Consider the following 23027-nt stretch of genomic DNA (forward strand, 5'->3'; position numbering starts at 1 on the left):
CTCAAGGTGCGGACGCTTCCTTCGTTCCCGTCTCCGGGCCCTCCGGGCGCTTCCTGCGTTTCCGACTCTATCAGATCCTTTCGGCGTCCGATTCCCCGTCGGAGGGGGTTTGCCTTCCCGGCTGTTGGGCCGTTCCGACGAGTGAGACATTAGCGGATTCCCCGCCCCCGATGCGAATCGGGGGTTTCGGATCCCCATTTCGCAAAAACGAACGGAAAGCAGAACGACACGACACGATGAATGTGCGGACGTAAGGCTCTTGTTGGTTCCTGCGGAATGGCCGTCCGGGGCCGACCGGAGTCGGTGCTCACGTCGGACAGCCCGAAGAACATTACGCATCGGGCGAAGCCGTGTCAACCCCGCAGGTCGGACGACCCCCACGGGTGATCACGGGCGGAGGCTGGACACGACCTCGGCCGTGGCGGCGACGCCGTTCTGGATGGTGGGGGCCATGCTCGTACCGGCCAGGAAGAAGCCGAGCAGGGCGCAGACCACGGCGTGGGTGACCTTGAGGCCTCCGCTGCGCATGAAGACCACGGCCAGTACGAGGAGCAGCACCACGACGGAAACGGAAACGGCCATCGCTCTCACGTCCTTCTTCTGCCGCACCGGAATTGCGGCGTTCGGCGGACAGTGTGGCGGAATGGGCGATCCGTCCGGGGGAACGACGGGGCGGCCATCCGGGTGACAGGCGAAAGGATCATGCGCCGGGGTGCGGCAGGCAGTCCTTCCACTCCACGGTCCGGTCGCACCAGCGGTTCAGGAGGACGCGGTCGTGGCCGACGGCGAGGAGGCCGGCGCCGGTCTCCCGCCGGTAGGTCTCCACGGCGGCGACGAGGGCGGCCGTGGTGGAGGCGTCGAGCATGGCGGTCATCTCGTCGCAGACCAGCCAGCGGGGGCGCAGGGTGAGGGCGCGGGCGAGGCAGGCGCGCTGGAGCTGGCCGTCGCTGACGGCGTGGGGGCGGCGGGTGAGGAGTTCGGGGGTGAGGCCGACGGCGGGGGCGAGCTCGGCGACGCGGTCCGCCGCCTCGGCCTTGCGGCCGGTGGCGCGGAGGGGCTCGGCGATGAGGTCGGCGAGGGTGAGGCGGGGGTCGGCGGCGGTGCGGGGCTGCTGGAAGACGACGCCGACGGCGGTGCGCTGCGCGCGGGGGGCGCGGTGGCGCCAGGCGGTGACCTCGGTGCCGTCGAGGACGAGGCGGCCGGCGTCGGGGCGGTGGAGGAGGGCGGCGACGCGGGCGAGGGTGGACTTGCCGCAGCCGCTGGGGCCCAGGAGGCCGACGGATTCGCCGGGGGCGATGCTCAGGGAGGCGTCGCGGAAGACCGGCCTGCGGGGCTCGTATCCGGCGGTGACGGAGTCGAGTTCAAGCACGGGGGCGCTCCGGGTGGTGGCAGGCCACGCCGGCGCGGAGGGCCGGGACGGTGGCGCAGAGGTCGGTGGCGCGCGGGCAGCGCGGGGCGAAGGCGCAGCCCTCGGGGAGGGCGGAGAGTTCCGGGGGCATGCCGGGGACGGGGGTGAAGGCGCGGTCGGGAAGGGCGTCGAGGAGGCCGCGGGCGTAGGGGTGGTCGGGGCCGGTGGTGCCGAAGAAGCGGTGGGCGGGGGCGAGCTCGACGATCCGGCCCGCGTACATGACGGCGACGCGGTCGGCGATGCGGGCGGCGGCGGTGAGGTCGTGGGTGATGAGGAGGAGGCCGCGGCCGTCGTCGGCGTGGCGGCGGAGTTCGTCGGCGGTGCGTTCGACGAGGTCGCGGTCGAGGCCGGTGGTGGGTTCGTCGGCGAGGAGGAGGGGGGCGTCGCCGATGAGGGCGAGGGCGGTGGCGGCGCGCTGGGCGAGGCCGCCGGAGAGTTCGTGCGGGTAGGAGTCGAGGTGGGTGGCGGGGAAGGCGGCGCGCTCGGCGGCGTCCTCGGCGGCCTTGCGGCGGCCGGGGCGGGGGGTGTCGGTGAGGGCCCGGACGGTCTCCTCCAGGTGCGCCCGTACGGTGCGGACCGGGGTGAGGTGGGCGGCGGGGCTCTGGGGGACGAGTCCGATGCGCCGGCCGCGTACGGAGCGGGCGAGGGTCTTCTCGTCGGCGGCGAGGAGGTCCGTGCCGCCGATCAGGGCCGTACCGCTGGTCTCGGCGTTGGCGGGGAGGAGGCCGAGGAGGGCGGAGGCGAGGACGGACTTGCCGCAGCCGGATTCGCCGACGAGGGCGAGGCACTCCCCCGGTGCCAGGTCGAAGTCGGCGTCGGTGACGGCGGCGACCGTGCGGCCGCCGCGGAGGCGGAAGCGGACGGTGAGGCCGCGGACGCTGAGGAGGGCGTCCTCGGCGCGTTCGGCGGTGACGGCGTCGAGGGCGCGCGCGACGCGGGCGTTCACAGCATGAGCTCCGATCGGCGGCGGGGGTTGAGGCGGTCGCGCCAGACGCCGGCGAGGCCGGCGATGGCGAGGGTGGGGACGATGAGGAAGAGACCGGGGAAGAGGGTCGGCCACCAGTCGCCGGCGAGGAGGGAGGAGCGGGCGGACTGGACGAGGTTGCCGAGGCTGGCCTGGTGGCTGGGGAGGCCGAGCCCGAGGAAGGAGAGGGCGGACTCGTGCCACATGGCGTGCGGGACCATCAGGACGGCGGCGAGGCCGGCCTGCGGGAGGACGGCGGGGAGCAGGTGGCGGGTGGCGACGCGGCGGCGGGAGGCGCCGCCGGAGATGGCGGCCTCGATGTGGGGGCGGGTCCGCAGGGAGAGGACCTCGGAGCGGACGATGCGGGCGGTGGAGAGCCAGTGGGTGACCGCGACGGAGGCGATGACGGGCCAGACGCCGGGGCGGAAGAGGGCGACGACGAAGATGCCGAGGAGCAGGTGCGGCACGGAGGAGAAGGCGTCGACGAGCCGCATGAGGGTGCGGTCGGTCCAGCCGCCGAGGGCGCCGGCGGCGGCGCCGACGGCGGTGCCGAGGACGGTGGCGACGAGGGCGGCGACGAGGCCGACGAGGAGGGAGATCCGCAGGCCGTAGACGCAGCGGAGGAGGAGGTCGCGGCCGACGTCGTCGGTGCCGAAGGGGTGGTCCCAGGAGGGCGGCAGGAGCTTCTGGGAGAGGTCGACGGCCTGTTCGTCGAGGTGGACGAGCGGGGGGACGAGGAGGACGGCGAGGGCGACGGCGCCGACGACGGTCGCGGAGGTCCAGAGGCGCAGGCGGTGGGTGCGGGGGTCAGCCATCGAAGCCCACCCTCGGGTCGGCGAGGCCGTAGAGGAGGTCGGAGAGGAGGTTGCCCAGGAGGACGGCCGCGGTGGCGAGCACGGTGAGTGCGGCGAGCAGCGGGAAGTCGACGGCGGTGGCGGCCTGGACGGTGGCGGCGGCGATGCCGGGCCAGCTGAAGACGGTCTCCACGAGGAGGGCTCCGGTGATGATCTCGGGGACGCGGGAGCCGATGAGGGTGAGCATCGGGAGCATGCCGGAGCGCAGGGCGTGGCCGGTGAGGACGGTGCGTTCGGCGAGGCCGCGGGCGCGGGCGCCGCGGACGGGGTCCTCGTCGAGGGCGTCGCCGACGCCCTGGCGGACGTAGAGGAAGAACCAGGGCAGCTGGGTGAGGCCGAGGACGAGGGCGGGGAGGACGAGGTGGCGGGCGACCTGGTCGGGGGTGACGGTGTCGCTGGCGGTGTCGGTGAGGCCGCCGGCGGGGAGGACGCCGAGTTCGAGGGAGAAGAACCAGATGGCGAGGAGGCCGAGCCAGAAGGCGGGGGCGGCTTCCAGGGTGTAGGCGAGGGAGCTGACGGTCCGGTCGAGGAGGCCGCCGCGGCGGCGTCCGGCGAGGACGCCGAGGAGGGTGCCCAGCGCGATGGCGACGGCGAAGGCGGTGGCGGCGAGGAGGACGGACCAGCCGAGGCGTTCGGTGATGACGTCGGCGACGGGGCGGCGCATGACGGAGGAGTCGCCGAGGTCGCCGGTGACGGCGGAGCCGAGCCATTCCCACCAGCGGGTGAGGAGGGGCCGGTCGACGCCGAGGTTCTGGCGGAGCTGGTCGAGGTTGTCCTGTGAGGCGGTGAGGCCCGCGGTGCCCGCGTAGGCCTTGACGGGGTCGAACGGGGAGGCTTCGGCGACCGCGAAGACGGCGAGGGTGACGCCGAGGAGGACGGGGACGGCGGCGAGGGCGCGCCGTCCCGTCATCCGGGCCATGGCCCCCCAGGGGAGGCGGCGGCTCACTTCTTCGTGTCTCCGGTGTTCTTCTTGGGCTTCCAGGTCTCGACGTTCCACCAGGGGCCGGCGGCGAGGCCGTGGTCGTGGGGTTCGACCTGGGTGCCGAGGCCGTCCCAGGAGTCGTTCACGACGTAGAGGTGGTCGATGTGGGTGAGGAAGGTGTAGCCGGGGTTCTCGGCGAGTTCGCGCTGGACGGTGTCGTACGCGGCCTTGCGCTGGGCGTGGTCGTTCGTGCGGCGGCCGTCTTCGAGGGCGCGGTCGACGGCCTTGTTGTCGTACCAGGCCATGTTGTTGAAGCCGTCGCCGGCGAGGGTGGACTTGAGCAGGAGGTACTGGTCGAAGTCGGGGTCGCCGGGGGAGCCGCCGCCGGCGAGGACGGCGTCGGTCTTCATGCGGGGTTCGATGACCTCCCAGGTGCCGGCCTGGGTCTTGATCTCGATGCCGGCCTTGCGGGCGTCGGAGGCGTAGGCGAGGGCGTGGTCCTGGCGGAGCTTGTCGCCGGAGAGGTACCAGAGGGGGAAGGAGGCGCGGACGCCGTTCTTGGCGCGGACGCCGTCGGCGCCGGGCTTCCAGCCGGCCTCGTCGAGGATCTTCTGGGCGCCGGCGAGGTCGTGGCGGCGCTCGGTGCCCTGGGCGAACCAGGGGCTGTCGGTGGGGACGGGGCCGTAGGCGGGCTTGCCGGCGCCGTCGAGGATCTTGTCGACCATGGTCTGGCGGTCGACGGCGATGTCGAGGGCGCGGCGGACGGCGGTGTCGCCGGCGACGGGGTTGTGGGTGGGGAGGGTGACCGTGCGGTAGTCGTAGGTCTTGGCCGTGTAGGTGCGCTTGGCCTTGTCGTCGGCGAAGCCGGCGGCGAGGTTGGGCGGGAGGATGGCGCCGTCGAGGTCGCCGGCGCGGAGGCGGGTGGCGCGGACGTCGTCGTCCTTGATGATCGCCATGGTGAACTTCTTCACCGCGGGGGCGCCGTTCCAGTACTTCGGGTTGGCCTTGAAGGTGAGCTTCTCGCCCTTGGACCAGCCGGTGAGGACGTAGGGGCCGGTGCCTATGGGGTGGGTGGTGAAGGCGCCGGTGTTGACGTCCTGCTTCGCGGCGACGTGTTCGGGGGCGATGGCGTGGACGGTGCGCTCGGCGAAGGCCGCGTAGGGGTACTTGAGGCGGAAGACCACGGTGTCGTCGCCGACGGCCTCGACGCTGTCGAGGGCGTCGAGTTCGGTGCGGGAGGGGTTGTTGGTCTTCGGGTCGAGGATCGTCCGGTAGGTGAAGACGACGTCCTTGGCGGTGAAGGGGGCCCCGTCGCTGAAGGTGACGCCGTCGCGGAGGGTGTAGGTGTAGGTGCGGCCGCCGTCGCTGACGTGCGGGAGCTCGCGGGCGAGGGCCGGCTTGAGCTTCATGTCGGCGTCGAAGGCGAGGAGGCCGTCGAAGATCTTGGAGTTGCCGTCCTTGCCGTAGCCGAGGAGGGGGCTGAGGGTGTCGGGCTCGTAGGCGATGCCGACGACGGCGGAGTCCTTGGGGCCGGCGGGGCCGGCGGTGTCGGCGCCGGGGTTCGTGCAGGCCGCGGTGGCCAGGGCGAGGGCCCCGGTGACGGTCGCGGCGGTCGCGCGGCGGACGGTTCGGGCGGCCATCGTGCCCACACCCCTTTTGAAGATCAACTGTTATTGCGAACAACTCGCAATTAAACCGTACGGGTGCGGCGGGGCCCAGGGCGGGGTAGGCCGCTCCGGACACCGACGACACGGGAGCGGACGCATGGGCGACGGGTACGAGGACGGGGCGGCGGGTCCGGCCGGGGCGGGGGCCGTGCTGGGGGCCGCCGAGCTGTTCGACGGGGTGGGGCTCGACTACGAGCGGGCGTTCGGGCGGCTGCCCGCGCAGCTCGCGGCGGTCGAGTGGCTGACCGGGCGGCTGCCGGCCGGGGCCCGGGTGCTGGACGTCGGCAGCGGTACGGGACGGCCGGTCGCGGCGCTGCTCGCCGCCGCGGGATGCGAGGTGACCGGGATCGACGTCTCCCCGACGATGGTCGAACTGGCCCGGGAGCAGGTGCCCGGGGCGCGGTTCGAGCAGGTGGACGTCCGGGACCACACTCCTCCGGAGGAGGGGTACGACGCGGTGTGCGCCTTCTTCCCGCTGCTGATGATGGACCGGGAGGACCAGGTCCTGGCGGTGCGCCGGATGGCCTCGTGGCTGGTGCCGGGCGGGCTGCTGGTGTCGGCGACGGTCCCGGCGGACGTCGAGGGCCTGGAGATCACCTGGATGGGGCGCCGGGCGCGGGTCTCCAGCTTCTCGGCCGAGGCGTACCTGGGGCTGCTGCGGGAGGAGGGCGGTCTGGAGGTGCTCCACCACGACCTGTCGGTCTTCACGCCCGAGGTGGAGGGCGGCGAGCCCGAGGAGCACCTGTTCTGTTACGCGCGCCGCGGGGCGGGCGCGGGCGGGTGAGGCGCGGCGGCCGGGGGCCCGCGGGGTCCCCGGCCGCGCTGCGGCGGGTCAGGCCGGGGCGGGGAGGTCCGCCAGGGCGGCGATCACGTCCTGGTGGTGGCCGGCGGAGCCGAGGGCGAGCTGGTCGGCCTTGGCGCGCTTGAGCGCCAGGTGGGCCGGGTGCTCCCAGGTCATGCCGATGCCGCCGTGCAGCTGGACGCACTCCTCGGCGGCGCGGACGGCGACCCCGGAGCAGTACGCCTGGGCGACGGCCACCGTCAGTTCGGCGTCGGGGGCGCCGGTGGCGAGGGCGTCGGCGGCGGCGCGGGCCGCCGCCCGGGCTCCGACGAGGTCCAGCCAGAGGTGGGCCATGCGGTGCTTGAGCGCCTGGAAGGAGCCGATCGGCCGGTTGAACTGGTACCGCTCCTTGGTGTGGCGGACGGTCTCCTCCAGGCACCACTCGGCGATGCCCAGCTGCTCGGAGGCGAGCAGACCGGCGCCGGCGAGCAGGCCGCGGCGGACCGCGGCGGGCCCTGCCTCGGGGCCCGCGAGGCGGACGCCCTCGGCGTCGCGGGTGTCGACGACGGCGAGCGGCCGGGTCAGGTCGAGCGAGGACCGGGGCGTGACCACGGCGTCCGCGGCGTCGACGGCGTACAGGCCGTCGGGGCGCGGGACGAGGAGGACGTCGGCGGCGAGGGCGTCGGCGACGGCGGGGACGCGGTGTCCGGGCTCGATCGGCTTCCGGGGCGCGGTGGAGAAGGGCAGGGCGAGGACGGCGACGCGTTCGCCGCTCGCCAGCGCGGCGAGCAGGTCGGCCGCCGGGCCGCCGTCGGCGGCGAGGGCGAGCAGCGTCTCGGTCGCCATCACCGAGCCGGTGAGGTACGGGGCGGGGGTGACGGCCCGGCCGAGCTCCTCCAGGACGACGGCCGCCTCGCGGTGGCTCGCGCCCTGGCCGCCGAGCTTCTCCGGGACGAGGAGTCCGGCGGCGCCGATCCCGCTCGCGAGGGCCTCCCAGAGGCCGGGGAGGTACGGGCTCGGCTCCTCGACGCGGTCGAGGACGGTCCGGGTGTCCGCCCGGTCGGTGAGCAGGGAGCGGACGGCGGCCCGCAGGTCGTCCTCGGTGTCGGAGTAGAGCAGGTCCGGCTGTCGGGTCATCGGGCGAGGTCCTTCCAGGGGACGTCCTTGTCGTTGCGGGGCTCGGGCGGCAGGCCGAGGACGCGTTCGGCGACGATGTTGAGGAGCACCTCGGTCGTCCCGCCCTCGATGGAGTTGCCCTTGGAGCGCAGGTAGCGGTAGCCCGCGTCGCGGCCGGTGAAGTCGACGTGGTCGGGCCGGACCATCGTCCAGTCCCCGTACAGCAGCCCCTCGTCGGCGAGGAGTTCGACCTCCAGACCGCTGATGGCCTGGTTGAGGCGGGCGAAGCCGAGCTTCATGGCGCTGCCCTCGGGGCCGGGCTGGCCGGCGACGAGCTGCTGGCGCAGCCGCTCGCCGGTGAGGCGGGCGACCTCGGCGTCGACCCAGAGGTCGAGGAGGCGGCGGTGGAGGGCGTGGGTGCGCAGTTCGGGGCGGTCGCGCCAGACGCCGGCGGCCTTGCCGATCATGCCGCCCTCGCGGGGGATGCGGGCGCCGCCGATGGAGACCCGCTCGTTCATGAGGGTGGTCTGGGCGACGCGCCAGCCGTCGCCCGCCTCGCCGAGGCGGTGGGCGTCGGGGATGCGGACGCCGGTGAGGAAGACCTCGTTGAACTCGGCCTCGCCGGTGATCTGGCGCAGCGGCCTGACCTCGACTCCGGGGTCGGTCATGTCGCAGACGAAGTAGGTGATGCCCCGGTGCTTGGGCAGGTCGGGGTCGGTGCGGGCGATGAGGATGGCCCAGCGGGCGGTGTGGGCGCTGGAGGTCCACACCTTCTGGCCGTCGACGATCCAGTCGCCGGTGGCCTCGTCCCTGACGGCGCGGGTGCCGAGGGCCGCGAGGTCGGAGCCGGCGCCGGGCTCGCTGAAGAGCTGGCACCAGACCTCCTCGCCGGTCCACAGGGGCTTGAGGAAGCGGGACCTGACCTCGTCGGAGCCGTACGCGAGGAGGGTGGGGGCGGCCATGCCGAGGCCGATGCCGATGCGGCGGGGGTCGTTGTCGGGGGCTCCGGCGGCGGCGAGTTCGGCGTCGACGACGGCCTGGAGGGCGCGGGGGGCGTCGAGTCCGCCGAGGCCGGCGGGGTAGTGGACCCAGGCGAGGCCGGCGTCGAAGCGGGCGCGGAGGAAGTCCGGCCGGTCGGTTTCGGCGGGCGGGTGCTCGGCGAGCAGGGCCCGGGTGCGCGCCTTGAGTTCGGCGGCGTCGGTCATGCGCGGGCTCCTTCCGGGAGGACGACCAGGCGGCCGGTGGTGGTGCCGTCGGCGACGCGCTGGACGGCGTCGGCGGCACCGGCGAAGGGGACGCGTTCGGCGACGAGCGGCTTGACGGTCCCCTTGGCGGCGAGGGCGGTGAGGGTGTCGTGGCACTGGAGCACGGCGGCCGGGTCGAGCCGGGCGTAGAGGCCCCAGTGGAGGCCCAGGACGGAGTAGTTCTTCACCAGGGCGTGGTTGAGGGCGGGGGCGGGGATGGTGCCGCTCGCGAAGCCGACGACGACGATCCGGCCCTCGAAGGCGACGCATTTGGCGGACTGCTGGTAGGCGTCGCCGCCGACGGGGTCGTAGATCACGTCGGCGCCGCGGCCGCCGGTGGCGGCCTTGACGGCGGCGACGACGTCCTCGGCGCGGCGGTCGATCACGACGTCGCAGCCGAGGGCGCGGGCGACGGCGGCCTTGTCGGGGCCGCCGACCACGCCGATGACGGTGGCGCCGGCGGCCTTGCCGAGCTGGACGGCGGCGCTGCCGACGCCGCCGGCCGCGGCGTGCACGAGGAGGGTCTCACCGGCCCGGAGGGCGGCGCGGCGGTGGAGGCCGAACCAGCCGGTCTGGTAGCCGATGTGGAGGGCGGCGGCCTCGGCGTCGTCGAGGGCGTCGGGGGCCGGGAGGAGGGTGGCGGCGTCCGCGAGGGCGTGGTCGGCGAAGCCGCCGTGCGGGAGGGCGGCGGTGGCGATGACGCGGCGCCCGTCCGGGGTCTCGCCGCAGAGCTCGACGCCGGGGGTGAAGGGCAGGGGCGGGCGGACCTGGTAGTGGCCGCGGCAGAGCAGCGCGTCGGGGAAGTTGACGTTGGCGGCGCGGACCTTGAGGAGGACCTGGCCGGGGCCGGGTTCGGGGGTGTCCACCTCCTCGCGGCGCATCACCGCGCCGGGTTCGCCGTTCTCGTGCACTCGCCATGCTTGCATCCGTCGAGCCTCCGTCCGTACCGAGCGGTCGGCCGCATACTAAGCGGTCGCTTGCCCTTGAGGGAACCACTCGGCCGGACTTCGTGGCGCGCACCGGCCGGAGCGGGCGCTAGCCGGACTTCTTCGGCCGCGCCCGTACGTGCATCCGCTCGCCCTGGGGTCCGTACAGGCTGAGGAACTCCACCGGCCCGTCGGCGGTCGGGCCGAACCAGTGCGGCACCCGGGTGTCGAACTCGGCGGCCTCGCCGGCGGTCAGCACCACGTCGTGCTCCCCCAGGACGAGCCGGAGCCGCCCGGAGAGCACGTACAGCCACTCGTACCCCTCGTGGACCCGCGGGTCCGGCTGCTCCGAGGCCTTCTCCTGGACCACCTTGTACGCCTGGAGGCCGCCGGGCTGGCGGGTGAGCGGGTACATGGTGCGGCCGTGCCGGACGATGGGGCGGGCCCGCACCCGGGGGTCGCCGACCGGCGGGGCGCCGACCAGCTCGTCCAGCGGGACCTGGTGGGCGCGGGCGAGCGGCAGGAGGAGTTCGAGGCTGGGCTTGCGCTGCCCGGACTCCAGGCGGGAGAGGGTGGAGACGGAGATGCCGGTGGCGGCGGAGAGCTCGGCCAGGGTCACCCCCCGGTCGCGGCGGACCCGGCGCAGCCGGGGGCCGACCTCGGTGAGCACGGCGTCGATGCGGTCGTCTTCGGTCATGCGTCCAGTGTTGCAGGAACGGCAAGTTTCCTTGCCGCGAGCACGGCTGCCGGGCCACTCTCCCCACATGAACGCACTCATGGAGGACAACAGCTACGAGGTCGTGGTGATCGGCGGCGGGGCGGCCGGGCTGAGCGCCGCGCTGGTCCTCGGCCGGTCGCGCCGCCGCACCCTGGTCGTCGACGCGGGCGCGCCGCGCAACGCGCCCAGCGCGCACATGCAGGGCTACCTGTCGCGGGACGGGATGAGCCCGGCGGAGTTCCTGGCGACCGGCCGCGACGAACTGCGCGCGTACGGGGTCGAGGTCCGGCCCGGGGAGGTGACGGGCGCGGTCCGGGACGGTGACGGCTTCGCCCTGACGCTCGCCGACGGCACCGCGCTGTCGGCCCGGCGGCTGGTCGTCGCGACCGGTCTCGTCGACGAACTGCCGGAGATCGAGGGCCTGGCCGGGCGGTGGGGCAGGGACGTGCTGCACTGCCCGTACTGCCACGGCTGGGAGGTCCGCGACCGGCCCTTCGGGGTCATCGCCCACGCGGCCATGCCCGCCCACCAGGCGCTGATGGTCTCGCACTGGTCCCCCGACGTCACCCTCTTCCTGAACGACGCCGCCCTCACGGAGCAGGACGCCCGGCTCCTCGACGCGGCGGGCGTGCGGACCGTGGAGGGCGCGGTCGAGGGGATCGCGGTGGCGGACGACCGGCTGACCGGGGTCCGCCTCGCCGACGGCCGGACCGTCGGCTGCGAGGTCGTCTTCGCGGCGGCGACCCGGCTCCTCGCCCGCGACGGGGTGCTCCGGCAGCTCGGCGCGGAGCTGTACGAGACGCCCTTCGGCTCCTTCGTGAAGGTGGACGAGACCGGCCGGACGAGCGTGCCGGGCGTGTGGGCGGCGGGGAACGTGACGGGCCCGACCGAGCAGGTCGTCAACGCGGCGGGCCTCGGCTACCGCGCCGGCACGGTCATCAACGGGGAGCTGCTGATGGGCGACCTGGCGGCGAAGGCGGACGGGCGCGCCGGCTGACCGGTGCCGGGGTGTCCGTCCGGCCGGCCCGGCCTCGTCCGGTGCCCGGGCCCGGAGGGTGCGCCGGTCGGATGAACCGGGCCGGCAGCGGTCGCGTCGCTCCAGCGGCGGCTTCAGGATCGGCCATGGTGGCCGGAAACCGGCCCGGAGGCAGGACGACGGAAGGACGGCACCCGCCCATGCTCGACACCCGGTACACCCACGGCTCCCCCTGCTGGATCGACCTCGGCAGCCCGGACACCACCGCCGCGGCGGAGTTCTACGCCGCCGTGTTCGGCTGGGAGTACCGCTCGGCGGGCCCGGAGGCCGGCGGGTACGGCTTCTTCCAGCAGGACGGGGCCACGGTGGCCGCCCTCGGACCGCTCACCGAGGAGGGGGCCCACAGCGCGTGGACGGTGTACTTCCAGGCCTCGGACGCGGACACGACGCAGATGGTGACGGCCGCCGAGGGTGGCAGGGTCCGCGTCCGCGCCATGGACGTGATGGACGCCGGGCGGATGGCCGCCCTCACCGACCCCGCGGGGGCCGAGTTCGCCGTCTGGCAGCCGGGCTCGGTGAAGGGCCTCGACCGCACCTCGTCCACCAACACGCTGGTGTGGGTGGAGCTCCACACGCCCGATCCGGAGGCCGCGCTCGACTTCTACCGCTCGCTCTTCGAGTGGCGGTGGGCCGAGATGGCGGCGCCCGGCATGACGTACCGGGTGATCTCCACCGCCGACGGCGACCAGCAGGACGCCTCCTTCGGCGGCGCCGCCGAACTCCAGGGCTCCGGCGAACGGTCCCGCTGGGTCCCCTACTTCGCGGTCGAGGACGCCGACGCGACGGCGGACGCGGTGACCGTCTCCGGCGGCACGGTGCTGCTCCCGCCCGCCGACATCCCCGACGTCGGCCGCCTCGCCTGGTTCGCCGATCCCTCCGGTGCCGAGTTCGCCGTCCTGAAGCCGGCGCCGACGGGCTGACCGGCAGGACGTCCCCCAGGGCCTGATCCGACGCCCATGGTCAGACAGGCCCTAGCGGGGGAAGAGCTCGAAGGTCACCGCCGGGCGGCCGCCGAAGCGGGCGGCGTCCCGGGAGGTGGCGGCCGTCATGAACTCCCTGACGTACTCCTCCGGTTCCTGCTCCGTCAGGGCCTCGATGTAGGCGCGGTGGCAGAGCAGGGACTCGACGGCGCGCTCCAGGCCGGGGCCCGCGTCGACGGCGTGGGTCGGGGTGCTGGAGGCGGCGACGGCGACGTGACGGACGCCGTCCCAGGGCTCCAGGCCCCGCTCGGTCAGCTCGGGGAAGATCCAGCGGTTGCCCGCGTCCGACGCCGCGTCGAGGGTGGCGCGGCCCACGGCCACGTGGTCGGGGGTGTTGCGGGGAGCGCCGGGGCCGTCGCCCCAGGTGTCCCGGTGGTTGAGGGTCACGACGAGGTCGGGGCGGTGGCGGCGGATCGCGGCGGCGATGTCGCGGCGCAGCGCGGTGCCGTACTCGATGACGCCGTCGCGGTGGTCGAGGAACTCGACGGTGTCCACGCCGACGACGGCGGCGCTCGCCCGCTGCTCGCGTTCGCGCAGCGGGCCGCACACCTCCGGGGCGAGCGTGTCGATGCCGGCCTCGCCACGGCTGACCAGCAGGTAGACGACTTCCTTGCCGGCGTCGGTCCAGCTCGCCACGGCCGCCGCGCAGCCGTACTCGAGGTCGTCGGGGTGGGCGACGACGGCGAGGGCTCGCTGCCAGTCCCCCGGCAGCTCCGGCAGCTCGGGCAGGTCGGTGGCTTCGGTGTCGATCATGCCCGCAGGATACGGGCCGCGTCGGCCGCGGTCGGGCGGAACGCTCCGGCGAGGATGACGGAGCGGGAGACGTGGCGGGGGCGGTCGGGGTTGAGTCCGCGCCGGGCGGCGAGGGCGACGGCGAGGCGCTGGGCGCGGACCAGGGCGGCGACCGGGTCGACGGCGTCGGCGGTGAACAGGGCGCCGGTGGACTCGACTTCCTCGCGCAGCCCGGACGGTGCGGGCCCGAGGCACCAGACGAGGCTGGTCCGGTCGCTGATGCTGATCGGACCGTGGCGGTACTCCATCGCCGGGTACGACTCCGTCCAGACGCGGGCGACTTCGCGGAGCTTGAGCGCCGCCTCGTCGGCGAGGCCGACGGTCCAGCCGGTGCCGAGGAAGGTGAACTGGACGCGCCGTTCCCACGCCGGGGGCAGGGGTTCGTAGAGGGCGAGCTCGGCGTCGGCGAGGGAGGGCCCGAGGTCCACGCCGAGCCCCGCGCGCAGGAGTTGCAGGGCGGTGGTCGCGAAACGGGTCTGGACGACGGAGCGTTCGTCGGCGAAGGAGAGGTCCACGACCCGGTCGGCGAGCCGGCCGGCGGGGCTGTCCGGGACGCCGGTGAGGACGAGGGTGGGCAGCCGGCCCGCCGCGCCGCCGAGGAGGTCGACGACCTCGGTGGTCGTACCGGAGCGGGTGAGGGCCACGAGCCGGTCGTAGCCCCGGCCGAGCGGGGTCCGCTCGGAGGCGGGGAAGGCGTCGGTCTCGCCCGCGCCGAGGGACTCCCGCAGGGCCGCGTAGGCGCGGGCGATCAGGTACGAGGTGCCGCAGCCGACGACCGCCACCCGCTCGCCGGACCGGGGCAGCCGGTCGGCGAGCGGGCCCGCGAGGGCGGCGGCGCGGCGCCAGGAGTCGGGCTGGCCGGCGATCTCGGCGGTGACGTGTGCGCTCATGCACCGAGTTGTAGCGGTCCGTGACCCGCCGGGACCATGTGCGATCGGGGTCCGGCGCTTGGACTTTCGCGCGCGCCGGACCCGGGGCCGTGGCCGCGTCCGTGCGGGGCGCGTACGGCGTACGGCGTACGGCGTCAGAGTTCGTCGCGGGAGAGGGCGAGGAGGCGGTCGAGGACGCGCGGGCCGCCGGCGCGGACGCCGTCGTGCTCGAACTCGTCGGTCACCCAGGTGCGCAGCCCCCGGATCGCCCGGGCGGTCTCCAGGGAGTGGGCGGTGTCGACGTACATGTCGTCGTGGTAGACGGCGGCGGCCACCGGCACCCGGTTGGCGGCGAGCCGCTCGGGGTCGTACAGCGGCGTCCAGTCGTCCCGCCCGGCGAGCAGCTCGGCGGTCTCGCGCAGCGGGCGCAGCGCCGGGTCGGTGGTGAAGTGCCAGGGGTGGACGGTCTCGCCGGTGAGGAGGACGGGGGCGCCGGAGGCGAGGGCACCGGCGGCGTCGAACTCGGGGAAGTCGGCGCGGACCCGCTCGGCGGCCCAGTCCGTGGGGCCCTGGCCCTGGGCGTAGATGGCCTCGTGGAGGACGGCGTACAGGGGGTGGCCGGCGTACGAGAGCTGGGCCTGGACCTGTTCCAGGAAGGCGTCGGCGAGGGCGGGTCCGGTGGGGGTGGGCACGAAGGCGCCCTCCAGGAGGTGGTGGAGCTGGTGGGTGCCGTCGCCGGAGCCGAGGAGGATGCCGAGGGACTGGAACGCCTCGACGGTGAGGAGGCCGCCGCCGGGGAGCGTGACCTCGTGCTCCAGGAGGTGGGCGGCGATCGCCCGGACGCGTTCGGCGTCGCGCGGGTAGCGGGCGAAGTGCGCCTCGTTCTTGCGCCGCATCCGCGGGTAGGCGGCGGTGTAGACCTCGTCGGCGGTGGCGTCGAGGGACGGCAGGCCGCCGGTGATCAGGACCCGCTCCAGGCCCTCGGGGGCGGTGGAGAGGTAGTGGACGGCGCAGAAGCCGCCGAAGCTCTGGCCGAGGACCGTCCAGGGGGCGCCGCCGGTGAGGCGGCGGCGGATCAGCTCGCAGTCCCGGACGATCGAGTCGGCGCGGAAGTGCGCGAGGTAGTCGGCCTGCGCGGCGGCGTCGCCGCGCAGCGGGAGGGTCTGCCGGTTGGCCGGGGTGGAGCGGCCGGTGCCGCGCTGGTCGAGCAGGAGGACCCGGTGGTCGCGCACGGCCCGCCCGATCCACGCCTGCCGGCCGATGAAGCGGCGGGCGCCGAAGCCGGGGCCGCCCTCCAGGTAGACCAGCCAGGGGAGCCGCTCGCGCTCCCGCTCGCCGAGCCCGGAGGCGACGAGCTCGCGGCCGTACACCTCGATCTGCTCGCCGTCGGGGCGGGCGTGGTCGAGGGGGACGGGGAACTGGTGGTCGGTGACGACGACGCCGGGCTGACGGTAGGTGGTCAACGGTGCTCCTGCGGGTGGTCCTGCTCCGTACGCACCCAGTGGATCACGGACCGGCGCGGCGGGCTTCAGGAGGCCTGCATCACCGCGATGACGTTTCCGGCCGGGTCGGTGAACCAGGCGATGCCCGCCGGGCCGCCGTCGCCCGCGCCCCGGACGACGCCCTTCTCGTCGGCCTCGAACTCCGGGTAGCGCTCGAAGGTGGCGCCCCGGGAGACCAGGTCGTCGACGGCCCGGTCGATGTCGTCGACCTCGAAGTTGAGGACGGTGAAGGAGGCCGGGGTGTGGTCCTCCTTGGGGTAGACGAAGACCCGGGCCCCGCCCGGCAGGGTCAGGAACAGCATCCGCATGTCCCCGGTCCCGCTCTCCCCCACGGTCAGGCCGAGCCGGTCGCCGTAGAAGGCGCGTGCGGCATCCAGGTCGTCCACCGCGAAGCTGCTGTACGCCGTCGTCTCGCCGAACATGGTGCTCCCTTCCGGGGCCCCGGGTGGCGGGGCTCCCACCCTTCCAGGATCCGCCTGTCCGGCGAGGGGCGCGCGGGGCGGCCCGGGCGTTCGCCGCCCCCTCGGCGCTCAGGGCGCGATCGGCAGCCGGCGCTTGTGCTCGGTGAGCTCGTAGCGGCGGACGATCGAGGCGTAGGCGGCCTCGGCGACCGGCTTGCCCTCCAGGAAGTCGTCGATGTCGTCGTACGTGACGCCCAGGGCGTCCTCGTCGGGCTTGCCCGGGTCCAGGGTCTCCAGGTCGGCGGTCGGGACCTTCCAGACCAGGGAGTCGGGGGCGCCGAGCTCGGCGGCGACGGCGCGGACCCGGCGCTTGGTGAGGCCGGTGAGCGGGACGAGGTCGGCGGCGCCGTCGCCGAACTTGGTGAAGAAGCCGGAGACGGCCTCGGCGGCGTGGTCGGTGCCGACGACCAGGCCGTCCTGGGCGCCGGCGACCGCGTACTGGGCGATCATGCGCTGGCGGGCCTTGATGTTGCCGTGCACGAAGTCCTCGTGGTGGGCGTCGCGGAAGGCGGCCCCGGCGGCCCGGACGGCGTCGAGGGCGGCGTCGCTGGCCGGCTTGACGTCGACGGTGAGGACCTGGTCGGCGCGGATGAAGTCGAGGGCGGTCCGGGCGTCCTTCTCGTCGGCCTGGACGCCGTACGGCAGGCGCATGGCGTAGAAGGTCGCCTCGTGGCCGGCGGCGCGGGCGCGCTCCACGGCGAGCTGGCAGAGCCGGCCGGCGGTGGTGGAGTCCACGCCGCCGCTGATGCCGAGGACGAGGGAGCGCAGTCCGGTGGTGGTGAGGCGCTCGGTGAGGAAGGCCACCCGGCGCTCGATCTCGACGGCCGGGTCGAAGGACTCGGGGACCTGGAGCTCGCGGGCGATCTGCTGCTGGCGGGCGATGGGCGCCGGGTCGGTCACGGAGGGCTCCTCGTCGGAAGGGGGTGCGGGCGACGGTTCCGACTTTAGCGGGGTGCGGGGCGAAGGCCCGGTCAGGGGCCCGGGGCGCAGAGCACCTCGACGCGCTGGACGAGGTTGTTGGCGAAGCCGCCGCGGTTCCAGGGGGCGGCGAGGGGCTGGGAGCGGCCGGTGGCGTCGGTGGCCCGGACGGTGAGGTGGCGCAGGCCCGGGGTGGCGTTCCAGGTGGTGTGCCAGGCGGCCCAGGCCCAGGGGTGGGCGGGGTCGTGGACGAGTTCGGCGTCGGTCCAGGCGGCGCCGCCGTCCTCGCTGACCTGGACCCGGGTGACGGGGCCGTGGCCGGACCAGGCACGGCCGGTGAGGGGGACGGGCCCGGGGCGGACGACGCGGGCGCGGGACAGGAAGTCGGGGAAGCCGGGCGGGGCCATGAGGGCGCGGGGGGCGACGAGGGTGACGGGTTCGCCCGGCTCGTCGGGTTCCTGGCGGAGGCGGTAGGCGGCGCTCTGCTGGTAGCCGGTGTAGGGGGTGGCGGTGAGGGTGATGTCGCGCAGCCACTTCACGTGGGCCATGCCGTACCAGCCGGGGACGACGAGCCGGAGCGGGCTGCCGTGCTGGGGCGGCAGCGGGGCGCCGTTCATGGCGTACGCGACGAGGACGTCCCGGGCGGGGTCGGCGGCGGTGGCGAGCGGCAGGGAGCGGCGGTAGTCCTGTTCGACGCCGCGTTCCACGCCGTGGTCGGCGCCGGTGAGGACGGCCTCGACGGCGTCCTCGGCGACACCGGCCTCGGCGAGGAGGGCGGCGAGGGGGACCCCGGTCCAGTCGGCGGTGCCGACGGCCTCGACGAGCCAGGGCTGGCTGACGGGCCGGGGGGCGAGCCGGGCGCGGCCGTTCCCGGCGCACTCCAGGGTGACGCGGCGGGTGGTGGCGGGGCGGGCGCGGAGGGCGTCGAGGTCCAGGTCGAGCGGGCGGAGCACCCGGCCGCCGATCGTGAGCCGCCAGGCGTCGGGGTCGGTGTCGGGGATGTCGTAGTGGACGAGGACGTAGTGGAGGCCGGGCGGGGTGACGTCGTACCGCAGGGCTTCCAGCGGAAGTCCGTGGTTGCGGGTGGCGAGGGCCAGTTCCTGCGGGGTGAGGCCCTCGTCCGGTCCGGCGACGCGGGCCGGACCGCTGACGGCACCGAGGTCGCCCGGCGATCGGTCCATGGACCCATGGTGCGCCGTGCGGGGCGGCTCCGCCCGGTGGGCGGTCAGGCGGTGCCGAGGGCGCGGTCGAGGCCCGCCTGGGGGAGGTCGGTGAGGGCGCGGAGGAAGATCTCCTCGTAGGCGGGTTCGCCGAGGGCGGCGCGGACGCCGGCGGTGTAGTGGGCGTGGAGGGCGCGCAGGCCGGGCAGGCCGCGGCGGGGCTGGCCGGTGGCCCGCCAGTGGGCCTCGCCGGTGCCGGAGACGTCGGCGGCGCGTTCGCCGTCGCCGGCGGCGGCGTGGGCGGTGGCGAGGACGTCGAGGCCGAGGGCGACGCCGAGGCCGGCGCCGAGGGCGCGGGTGCCGGCGAGCATGGCGCGGGCGTGGGCGGCGGCGGTGGCGGGGTCGCCTTCGAGGAGGCCGGCGAGGGCGAGCTGGTACTCCAGGGCGGTGCGGGTCCAGTGCTCGTCGAGGGTGTCGCAGAGGGTGCGGAGGGCGAGGGCGTCGGCGCGGGCCTCGGCGAGGCGGCCGAGGCCGGTGAGGGCGAAGACGCGGACCAGCCGGCAGCGGAGGGTGGCGGCGGACCCGGCCGTGGTGCCGCGCGCCGAGGCGAGGACGTGGTCGACGACGACGAGGGCGGCGTGGGCGCGGCCGGTGGTGAGGGCGAGGAGGCCGGCGAGGGCGGCGGCGTCGAGGGTGAGCTCGCCGGGTCCGTACGGCTCCGAGGGCGCCCAGGGGCGTTCCGGCGGGTGCTCGGTGTGGCGGGCTTCGCGGGCGCAGCGTTCGGCGGCGTCCTGGGCGGGGCCGAGGTCGCCCTGGAGGACGAGGGTGATGCCGAGGGCCCACAGGGCGCGGGTGCGGGCGCGGCCGCGGGCCTCGCTGAGGAGGAGGGCCCGTTCGAGTCCGGCGCGGGCCTCGCGGAGGCGGCCTCGGCAGGACCAGGCGAAGGCGACGGAGCCGATGAGGTCGAGGGCGGCGTCGGGGTCGGTGCGCAGGAGGTGGTCGAGGGCGGTGCGCAGGTCGGTGTGGTGGGTGTCGACGGCGTGGTGCCAGTGGAGCTGGCGGGGGCCGTGCCAGGCGGCCCTGCCCTGGGCGGCGAGGGCGCCGAAGTGGGCGGCGTGCCGGTCGGCGACGGTGCCGGTCTCGCCGAGGCGGTCCAGCCAGCCGGCGCCGTACTCGCGGATGGTGTCGAGGAGGCGGTGGCGGCCCGCGCCGTCGGCGGGGCGGACGACGGAGGCGCGGACGAGGCCGGCGAGGGCGGCGGGGAGGGTGTCGGGGGTGAGGGGGCCGCCGGTGCAGACGGCGGTGGCGGTGGCGAGGTCGAAGGGGCCGCGGAAGACGGAGAGGCGGGCCCAGAGGAGCCGTTCGAGGGGGCCGGCGAGTTCGTGGCTCCAGCCGATGGCGGCGCGCAGGGTGCGGTGGCGGGCGGGCCAGACGCGCCCGGGGTGGGCGAGGAGGTCGAAGCGGGCCTCGGGGGGCGCGGTGAGGCGGCTGCCGAGCTGGTCGCGGACGGCTTCGGCGCCCCGCAGCCGGATCTGGGCGGCGGCGAGCTCCAGGGCGAGGGGTATGCCTTCGAGGCGGACGCAGATCTCGGCGGCGGGCCCGGCGGGGAGCTCCTCGCCGGTGGCGGTGCGCAGGAGGGCGAGGGCGTCGTCGCCTGCGGGCGGCAGGGGGTCGAGGAGGACGGTGTGCTCGCCGGGGACGCCGAGGGGGCGGCGGGAGGTGGCGAGGACGGTGAGGCCGGGGGCGGCGTCGAGGAGTTCGGCGACGAGCCGGCCGCAGGCGTCGGCGAGGTGGTCGCAGCAGTCGAGGACGAGGAGGAGGCGGGCTTCGGCGAGGCGGCGGCGCAGGGCGCCGGTGTCGGTGCCGGGGGTGTGGTCGGCGAGGTCGACGGAGTCGGAGACGAGGGCGACGAGGAGGCGTTCGCCGTCGAGCTGTCCGAGGTCGGTCCACCAGGCGCCGTCGGGGTGGTGGTGGCGCACGCGGTGGGCGGCGCGCAGCGCGAGCCGGGTCTTGCCGACGCCGCCGACGCCGGTCACGGTGACGAGGCGGTGTTCCGCCAACGCGGCGGTGATGCGCGTCAGTTCCGTGCGGCGGCCTGTGAAACCCGGGTTCTCGTCCGGTAGATGTCCACGCACGGGAGCAGTGTCCCTCATGTCCGGGCCGAATGCTGCTGCCGAGCGGCTTCGTCATGGTTTCGGGCGCGGGCCGCACCGGGGCGGGGTGTCGTCACGGCTTGGGGGCGGGGGGTTCTCCGGGGGTGGCGAGGTCGTCGACGGCTTCGGCGGTGACGACGGCGCCGGTGGAGCGCTTGCCGCGGCGCAGGCGGCGTTCGAGCCGGGCGGCGAAGGTGGTGAGGGCGAGGTTGAGGAGGACGAAGAGGACGGCGACGACGGTGAAGCAGGCGATGGTGTTGGCGCCGTAGTTGGCGCTCATGGGACGGACGGAGGCGAGGAGTTCGGCGAAGCCGAGCATGGCGCCGCCGAGGGCGGTGTCCTTGACGATGACGACGAGCTGGCTGATGAGGGCGGGCAGCATGGCGGTGACGGACTGCGGCAGGAGGACGTACGCCATGGTCTGGCCCTTGCGCATGCCGATGGCCTTGGCGGCGTCGGTCTGGCCGGCGGGGAGGGCGAGGATGCCGGCGCGGACGACCTCGGCGAGGACGGAGGCGTTGTAGAGGACGAGGCCGGTGACGACCGCGTACAGGGGGCGGGTCTCGGGGCTGATGTCGGTGAACTCGGCGTAGGCGGCGTTGGCGAAGAGCATCAGGATGAGGACGGGGATCGCGCGGAAGAACTCGACGACGGTGCCGGCGCCGGCACGGACGGCGCGGTGGTCGGAGAGGCGGGCGATGCCGAGGAGGGCGCCGAGCGGCAGGGCGAGGAGCATGGCGAGCGCGGCGGCGATGACGGTGTTCTTCAGGGCGGGCAGCAGGTACGTCTGCCAGACGCGGCCGTCGGTGAGGAACGGTTCCCATTTCTCCGCCTCCAGCTGGTTCTTGGCGCCGAGTCCGGCGATCACCCACCAGACGACGGCGGCGAGGGCGGCGAGGAAGAGCAGCGTCCAGAGGAGGTTGCGGCGGCGGGCGCGGGGGCCCGGGACGTCGTAGAGGACGGTGGGGGCCTCGTCCCGGTCGGTGCGGCGCTTCGCCGCGCGGCCGCTGCCGGTGCGCCTCACCGTTTGACCGCGACTTTCTTGGCGAGCCGGCCGAGGAGGAGGCCGGTGGGCAGGGTGAGGCAGATGTAGCCGAAGGCGAAGATCGCCGAGATGAGGATCAGCTGGGCCTCGTTCTCGATCATCTCCCGCATGAGCAGGGCGGCTTCGGCGACGCCGATCGCGGCGGCGACGGTGGTGTTCTTGGTGAGGGCGATGAGGACGTTGGTGAGCGGGCCGACGACGGAGCGGAAGGCCTGCGGGAGCACGATGATCCGGAGGATCTGGGGGAAGCTCAGGCCGATCGCCCGGGCGGCCTCGACCTGGCCGAGGGGGACGGTGTTGATGCCGGAGCGCAGCGCCTCGCAGACGAAGGCGCTGGTGTAGGCGGTGAGGCCGAGGACGGCGAGCCGGAAGTTGATGGTGGTGAAGCGGTCGGCGCCGAGGCTGATCCCGAGGGTCTGGAAGAGACCGAGGGAGGTGAAGACGATGATGACGGTGAGGGGGATGTTGCGGACGACGGTGACGTAGGCGGTGCCGAAGCCCCGCATGAGGGGGACGGGGCCGACGCGCATGGCGGCGAGCAGCGTCCCCCAGACCAGGGAGCCGAGGGCGGACCAGAAGGTGAGCTGGACGGTCACCCAGAAGGCGCCCAGGAGGTCGTAGCCCTCGAGGAAGTCGAACACGGCGGCCGGCTCACTCGACGATCACGCCGATCTTCGGGGCGGGTTCGTTCTGGTAGTTCGCCGGGCCGAAGTTCTTCTTCACGGCGGCGTCCCAGGAGCCGTCGTCGACCATCTTCTCCAGAGCGGTGTTGATCTTGTCCTTGAGGTCGCTGCCCTTCTGGACGCCGATGCCGTAGTTCTCGTTGCTCAGCTCGAAGCCGCCGAGCTTGAACTTGCCCTTGAACTCCTCCTGGGCGGCGTATCCGGCGAGGATCGAGTCGTCGGTGGTGAGGGCGTCGATGACGCCGTTCTCCAGGCCGGTCAGGCACTCGGAGTAGCCGCCGTACTCCTGGAGCTGGGCGTCGGGGGCGATGTCGTCCTTGACGTTCTGCGCGGAGGTGGAGCCGGTGACGGAGCAGAGCCGCTTGTCGTTCAGGTCGGACGGCCGCTTGACGGAGTCGTCGTCGGCGCGGATCAGCACGTCCTGGTGGGCGAGGAGGTAGGGGCCGGCGAAGTCGACCTTCTCGGCGCGCTCGTCGTTGATCGAGTAGGAGGCGGCGATGAAGTCGACGTCGCCGCGCTGGAGCATGGTCTCTCGGTCGGCGCTCTTCGCCTCCTTCCAGACGATCTCGTTCGGTTCGTGGCCGAGTTGCTTCGCCACGTAGGTGGCCACGTCGACGTCGAAGCCGGTGTAGGTGCCGTCGGGGGTCTTCAGGCCGATGCCGGGCTGGTCGAACTTGATGCCGATGGTGATCCTGTCGTCGTCGCCGTGGTCCGCGGGCACGGCTCCCTGGGCGAAGGAGGCGGTGCCGAGGGCGAGGACGACGGCCGTCGCGGAGGCGACGAGGGTCCGGGTGGTCCTGAGCGGGTTCATGCGATCACCCCGTGGGG

Annotated in this window: 23 protein-coding genes; 3 read left to right on the top strand and 20 right to left on the bottom strand. The window is 74.6% G+C overall.

Features of this window, described 5'->3' with window-relative positions:
* Window positions 1-387 precede the first annotated feature (387 nt).
* The 6 genes from IE245_RS32300 to IE245_RS32325 all read right to left on the bottom strand — a co-directional run bounded on the left by IE245_RS32300 (window position 388) and on the right by IE245_RS32325 (window position 5788).
* Complete coding sequence (locus tag IE245_RS32300; protein ID WP_169091225.1) at window positions 388-582, bottom strand: hypothetical protein; 195 nt, start codon at window positions 580-582, stop codon at window positions 388-390.
* Between the two features lie 118 nt (window positions 583-700).
* Entirely contained in the window at window positions 701-1369 is a 669-nt protein-coding gene (locus IE245_RS32305) for an ABC transporter ATP-binding protein (RefSeq protein WP_189954186.1), read from the bottom strand.
* Complete coding sequence (locus tag IE245_RS32310) at window positions 1362-2354, bottom strand: ABC transporter ATP-binding protein (RefSeq protein ID WP_229851797.1); 993 nt, start codon at window positions 2352-2354, stop codon at window positions 1362-1364. Before IE245_RS32310 ends, IE245_RS32305 begins: the two co-directional genes overlap by 8 nt.
* Window positions 2351-3187, bottom strand: coding sequence for an ABC transporter permease (locus IE245_RS32315; protein WP_031007590.1), 837 nt, complete (start codon window positions 3185-3187; stop codon window positions 2351-2353). The genes IE245_RS32310 and IE245_RS32315 overlap by 4 nt, the downstream gene beginning before the upstream one ends.
* Window positions 3180-4172 (bottom strand): ABC transporter permease, encoded by a 993-nt coding sequence (locus IE245_RS32320; protein ID WP_189954190.1) that lies wholly within the window; start codon window positions 4170-4172, stop codon window positions 3180-3182. Before IE245_RS32320 ends, IE245_RS32315 begins: the two co-directional genes overlap by 8 nt.
* Window positions 4169-5788 carry an ABC transporter substrate-binding protein gene (locus tag IE245_RS32325; RefSeq protein ID WP_189954192.1) on the bottom strand — a complete coding sequence of 540 codons (1620 nt, stop codon included), beginning with the start codon at window positions 5786-5788 and terminating at the stop codon, window positions 4169-4171. Before IE245_RS32325 ends, IE245_RS32320 begins: the two co-directional genes overlap by 4 nt.
* Window positions 5789-5912: 124 nt before the next feature.
* Here IE245_RS32325 and IE245_RS32330 point away from each other — a divergent pair, with 124 nt between their 5' ends.
* Window positions 5913-6599, top strand: coding sequence for a class I SAM-dependent methyltransferase (locus IE245_RS32330; RefSeq protein ID WP_189954193.1), 687 nt, complete (start codon window positions 5913-5915; stop codon window positions 6597-6599).
* A gap of 48 nt (window positions 6600-6647) precedes the next feature.
* Here IE245_RS32330 and IE245_RS32335 read toward each other — a convergent pair whose 3' ends face one another.
* From IE245_RS32335 to IE245_RS32350, 4 genes are all read right to left on the bottom strand, one after another.
* Window positions 6648-7733, bottom strand: a complete 1086-nt coding sequence (locus tag IE245_RS32335; RefSeq protein ID WP_189954196.1) for an acyl-CoA dehydrogenase family protein — start codon at window positions 7731-7733, stop codon at window positions 6648-6650.
* On the bottom strand, window positions 7730-8917 hold the full coding sequence (locus tag IE245_RS32340) for an acyl-CoA dehydrogenase family protein (RefSeq protein WP_189954198.1): 1188 nt from the start codon (window positions 8915-8917) through the stop codon (window positions 7730-7732). The genes IE245_RS32335 and IE245_RS32340 overlap by 4 nt, the downstream gene beginning before the upstream one ends.
* Complete coding sequence (locus IE245_RS32345; RefSeq protein WP_189954200.1) at window positions 8914-9882, bottom strand: NADPH:quinone oxidoreductase family protein; 969 nt, start codon at window positions 9880-9882, stop codon at window positions 8914-8916. The genes IE245_RS32340 and IE245_RS32345 overlap by 4 nt, the downstream gene beginning before the upstream one ends.
* A 109-nt stretch (window positions 9883-9991) precedes the next feature.
* Entirely contained in the window at window positions 9992-10579 is a 588-nt protein-coding gene (locus IE245_RS32350; protein WP_189954202.1) for a helix-turn-helix domain-containing protein, read from the bottom strand.
* Window positions 10580-10646: 67 nt separating this feature from the next.
* Between IE245_RS32350 and IE245_RS32355 the strand changes: the two genes are divergently transcribed.
* Entirely contained in the window at window positions 10647-11597 is a 951-nt protein-coding gene (locus tag IE245_RS32355; RefSeq protein WP_229851800.1) for an NAD(P)/FAD-dependent oxidoreductase, read from the top strand.
* Between the two features lie 179 nt (window positions 11598-11776).
* Window positions 11777-12556 carry a VOC family protein gene (locus IE245_RS32360; RefSeq protein WP_189954204.1) on the top strand — a complete coding sequence of 260 codons (780 nt, stop codon included), beginning with the start codon at window positions 11777-11779 and terminating at the stop codon, window positions 12554-12556.
* A 51-nt stretch (window positions 12557-12607) separates the two neighbouring features.
* Here the strand turns inward: IE245_RS32360 and IE245_RS32365 are convergent, their stop codons facing one another.
* The 10 genes from IE245_RS32365 to IE245_RS32410 all read right to left on the bottom strand — a co-directional run bounded on the left by IE245_RS32365 (window position 12608) and on the right by IE245_RS32410 (window position 23010).
* Window positions 12608-13369 carry a PIG-L deacetylase family protein gene (locus IE245_RS32365; RefSeq protein ID WP_189954206.1) on the bottom strand — a complete coding sequence of 254 codons (762 nt, stop codon included), beginning with the start codon at window positions 13367-13369 and terminating at the stop codon, window positions 12608-12610.
* Window positions 13366-14298 carry an SIS domain-containing protein gene (locus IE245_RS32370; RefSeq protein WP_189954209.1) on the bottom strand — a complete coding sequence of 311 codons (933 nt, stop codon included), beginning with the start codon at window positions 14296-14298 and terminating at the stop codon, window positions 13366-13368. Before IE245_RS32370 ends, IE245_RS32365 begins: the two co-directional genes overlap by 4 nt.
* Window positions 14299-14432: 134 nt before the next feature.
* Entirely contained in the window at window positions 14433-15740 is a 1308-nt protein-coding gene (locus IE245_RS32375) for an alpha/beta fold hydrolase (RefSeq protein WP_189954211.1), read from the bottom strand.
* 65 nt (window positions 15741-15805) lie between these two features.
* The gene (locus IE245_RS32380; RefSeq protein ID WP_189954213.1) at window positions 15806-16201 is read right to left on the bottom strand and encodes a VOC family protein; all 396 of its coding nucleotides are present in this window, start codon (window positions 16199-16201) and stop codon (window positions 15806-15808) included.
* Window positions 16202-16309: 108 nt separating this feature from the next.
* Complete coding sequence (gene nadE, locus IE245_RS32385) at window positions 16310-17140, bottom strand: NAD(+) synthase (RefSeq protein WP_308436645.1); 831 nt, start codon at window positions 17138-17140, stop codon at window positions 16310-16312.
* Between the two features lie 71 nt (window positions 17141-17211).
* A complete protein-coding gene (locus tag IE245_RS32390; RefSeq protein ID WP_189954215.1) occupies window positions 17212-18339 on the bottom strand; it encodes a sulfite oxidase in 1128 nt (375 codons plus the stop codon).
* Window positions 18340-18383: 44 nt separating this feature from the next.
* Window positions 18384-20471, bottom strand: coding sequence for an ATP-binding protein (locus IE245_RS32395; RefSeq protein ID WP_189954217.1), 2088 nt, complete (start codon window positions 20469-20471; stop codon window positions 18384-18386).
* Between the two features lie 73 nt (window positions 20472-20544).
* Entirely contained in the window at window positions 20545-21495 is a 951-nt protein-coding gene (locus IE245_RS32400) for an amino acid ABC transporter permease (RefSeq protein WP_189954219.1), read from the bottom strand.
* Complete coding sequence (locus tag IE245_RS32405; RefSeq protein WP_189954221.1) at window positions 21492-22157, bottom strand: amino acid ABC transporter permease; 666 nt, start codon at window positions 22155-22157, stop codon at window positions 21492-21494. Before IE245_RS32405 ends, IE245_RS32400 begins: the two co-directional genes overlap by 4 nt.
* Before the next feature lie 10 nt (window positions 22158-22167).
* Window positions 22168-23010 (bottom strand): glutamate ABC transporter substrate-binding protein, encoded by an 843-nt coding sequence (locus IE245_RS32410; protein WP_189954223.1) that lies wholly within the window; start codon window positions 23008-23010, stop codon window positions 22168-22170.
* Window positions 23011-23027 lie beyond the last annotated feature (17 nt).

Origin of the sequence: Streptomyces roseolus (assembly GCF_014649855.1) — a bacterium.
Lineage (GTDB): Bacteria > Actinomycetota > Actinomycetes > Streptomycetales > Streptomycetaceae > Streptomyces > Streptomyces roseolus.

Coding starts and splice junctions, on each gene's coding strand:
- IE245_RS32365 (WP_189954206.1), bottom strand. CDS start 13,369: ATGATCGACACCGAAGCCACCGACCTGCCCGAGCTGCCGGAGCTGCCG.
- IE245_RS32300 (WP_169091225.1), bottom strand. CDS start 582: ATGGCCGTTTCCGTTTCCGTCGTGGTGCTGCTCCTCGTACTGGCCGTG.
- IE245_RS32345 (WP_189954200.1), bottom strand. CDS start 9,882: ATGCAAGCATGGCGAGTGCACGAGAACGGCGAACCCGGCGCGGTGATG.
- IE245_RS32360 (WP_189954204.1), top strand. CDS start 11,777: ATGCTCGACACCCGGTACACCCACGGCTCCCCCTGCTGGATCGACCTC.
- IE245_RS32395 (WP_189954217.1), bottom strand. CDS start 20,471: ATGAGGGACACTGCTCCCGTGCGTGGACATCTACCGGACGAGAACCCG.
- IE245_RS32410 (WP_189954223.1), bottom strand. CDS start 23,010: ATGAACCCGCTCAGGACCACCCGGACCCTCGTCGCCTCCGCGACGGCC.
- IE245_RS32390 (WP_189954215.1), bottom strand. CDS start 18,339: ATGGACCGATCGCCGGGCGACCTCGGTGCCGTCAGCGGTCCGGCCCGC.
- IE245_RS32335 (WP_189954196.1), bottom strand. CDS start 7,733: ATGACCCGACAGCCGGACCTGCTCTACTCCGACACCGAGGACGACCTG.
- IE245_RS32340 (WP_189954198.1), bottom strand. CDS start 8,917: ATGACCGACGCCGCCGAACTCAAGGCGCGCACCCGGGCCCTGCTCGCC.
- IE245_RS32370 (WP_189954209.1), bottom strand. CDS start 14,298: ATGAGCGCACACGTCACCGCCGAGATCGCCGGCCAGCCCGACTCCTGG.
- IE245_RS32355 (WP_229851800.1), top strand. CDS start 10,647: ATGAACGCACTCATGGAGGACAACAGCTACGAGGTCGTGGTGATCGGC.
- IE245_RS32325 (WP_189954192.1), bottom strand. CDS start 5,788: ATGGCCGCCCGAACCGTCCGCCGCGCGACCGCCGCGACCGTCACCGGG.
- IE245_RS32350 (WP_189954202.1), bottom strand. CDS start 10,579: ATGACCGAAGACGACCGCATCGACGCCGTGCTCACCGAGGTCGGCCCC.
- IE245_RS32315 (WP_031007590.1), bottom strand. CDS start 3,187: ATGGCTGACCCCCGCACCCACCGCCTGCGCCTCTGGACCTCCGCGACC.
- IE245_RS32380 (WP_189954213.1), bottom strand. CDS start 16,201: ATGTTCGGCGAGACGACGGCGTACAGCAGCTTCGCGGTGGACGACCTG.
- IE245_RS32330 (WP_189954193.1), top strand. CDS start 5,913: ATGGGCGACGGGTACGAGGACGGGGCGGCGGGTCCGGCCGGGGCGGGG.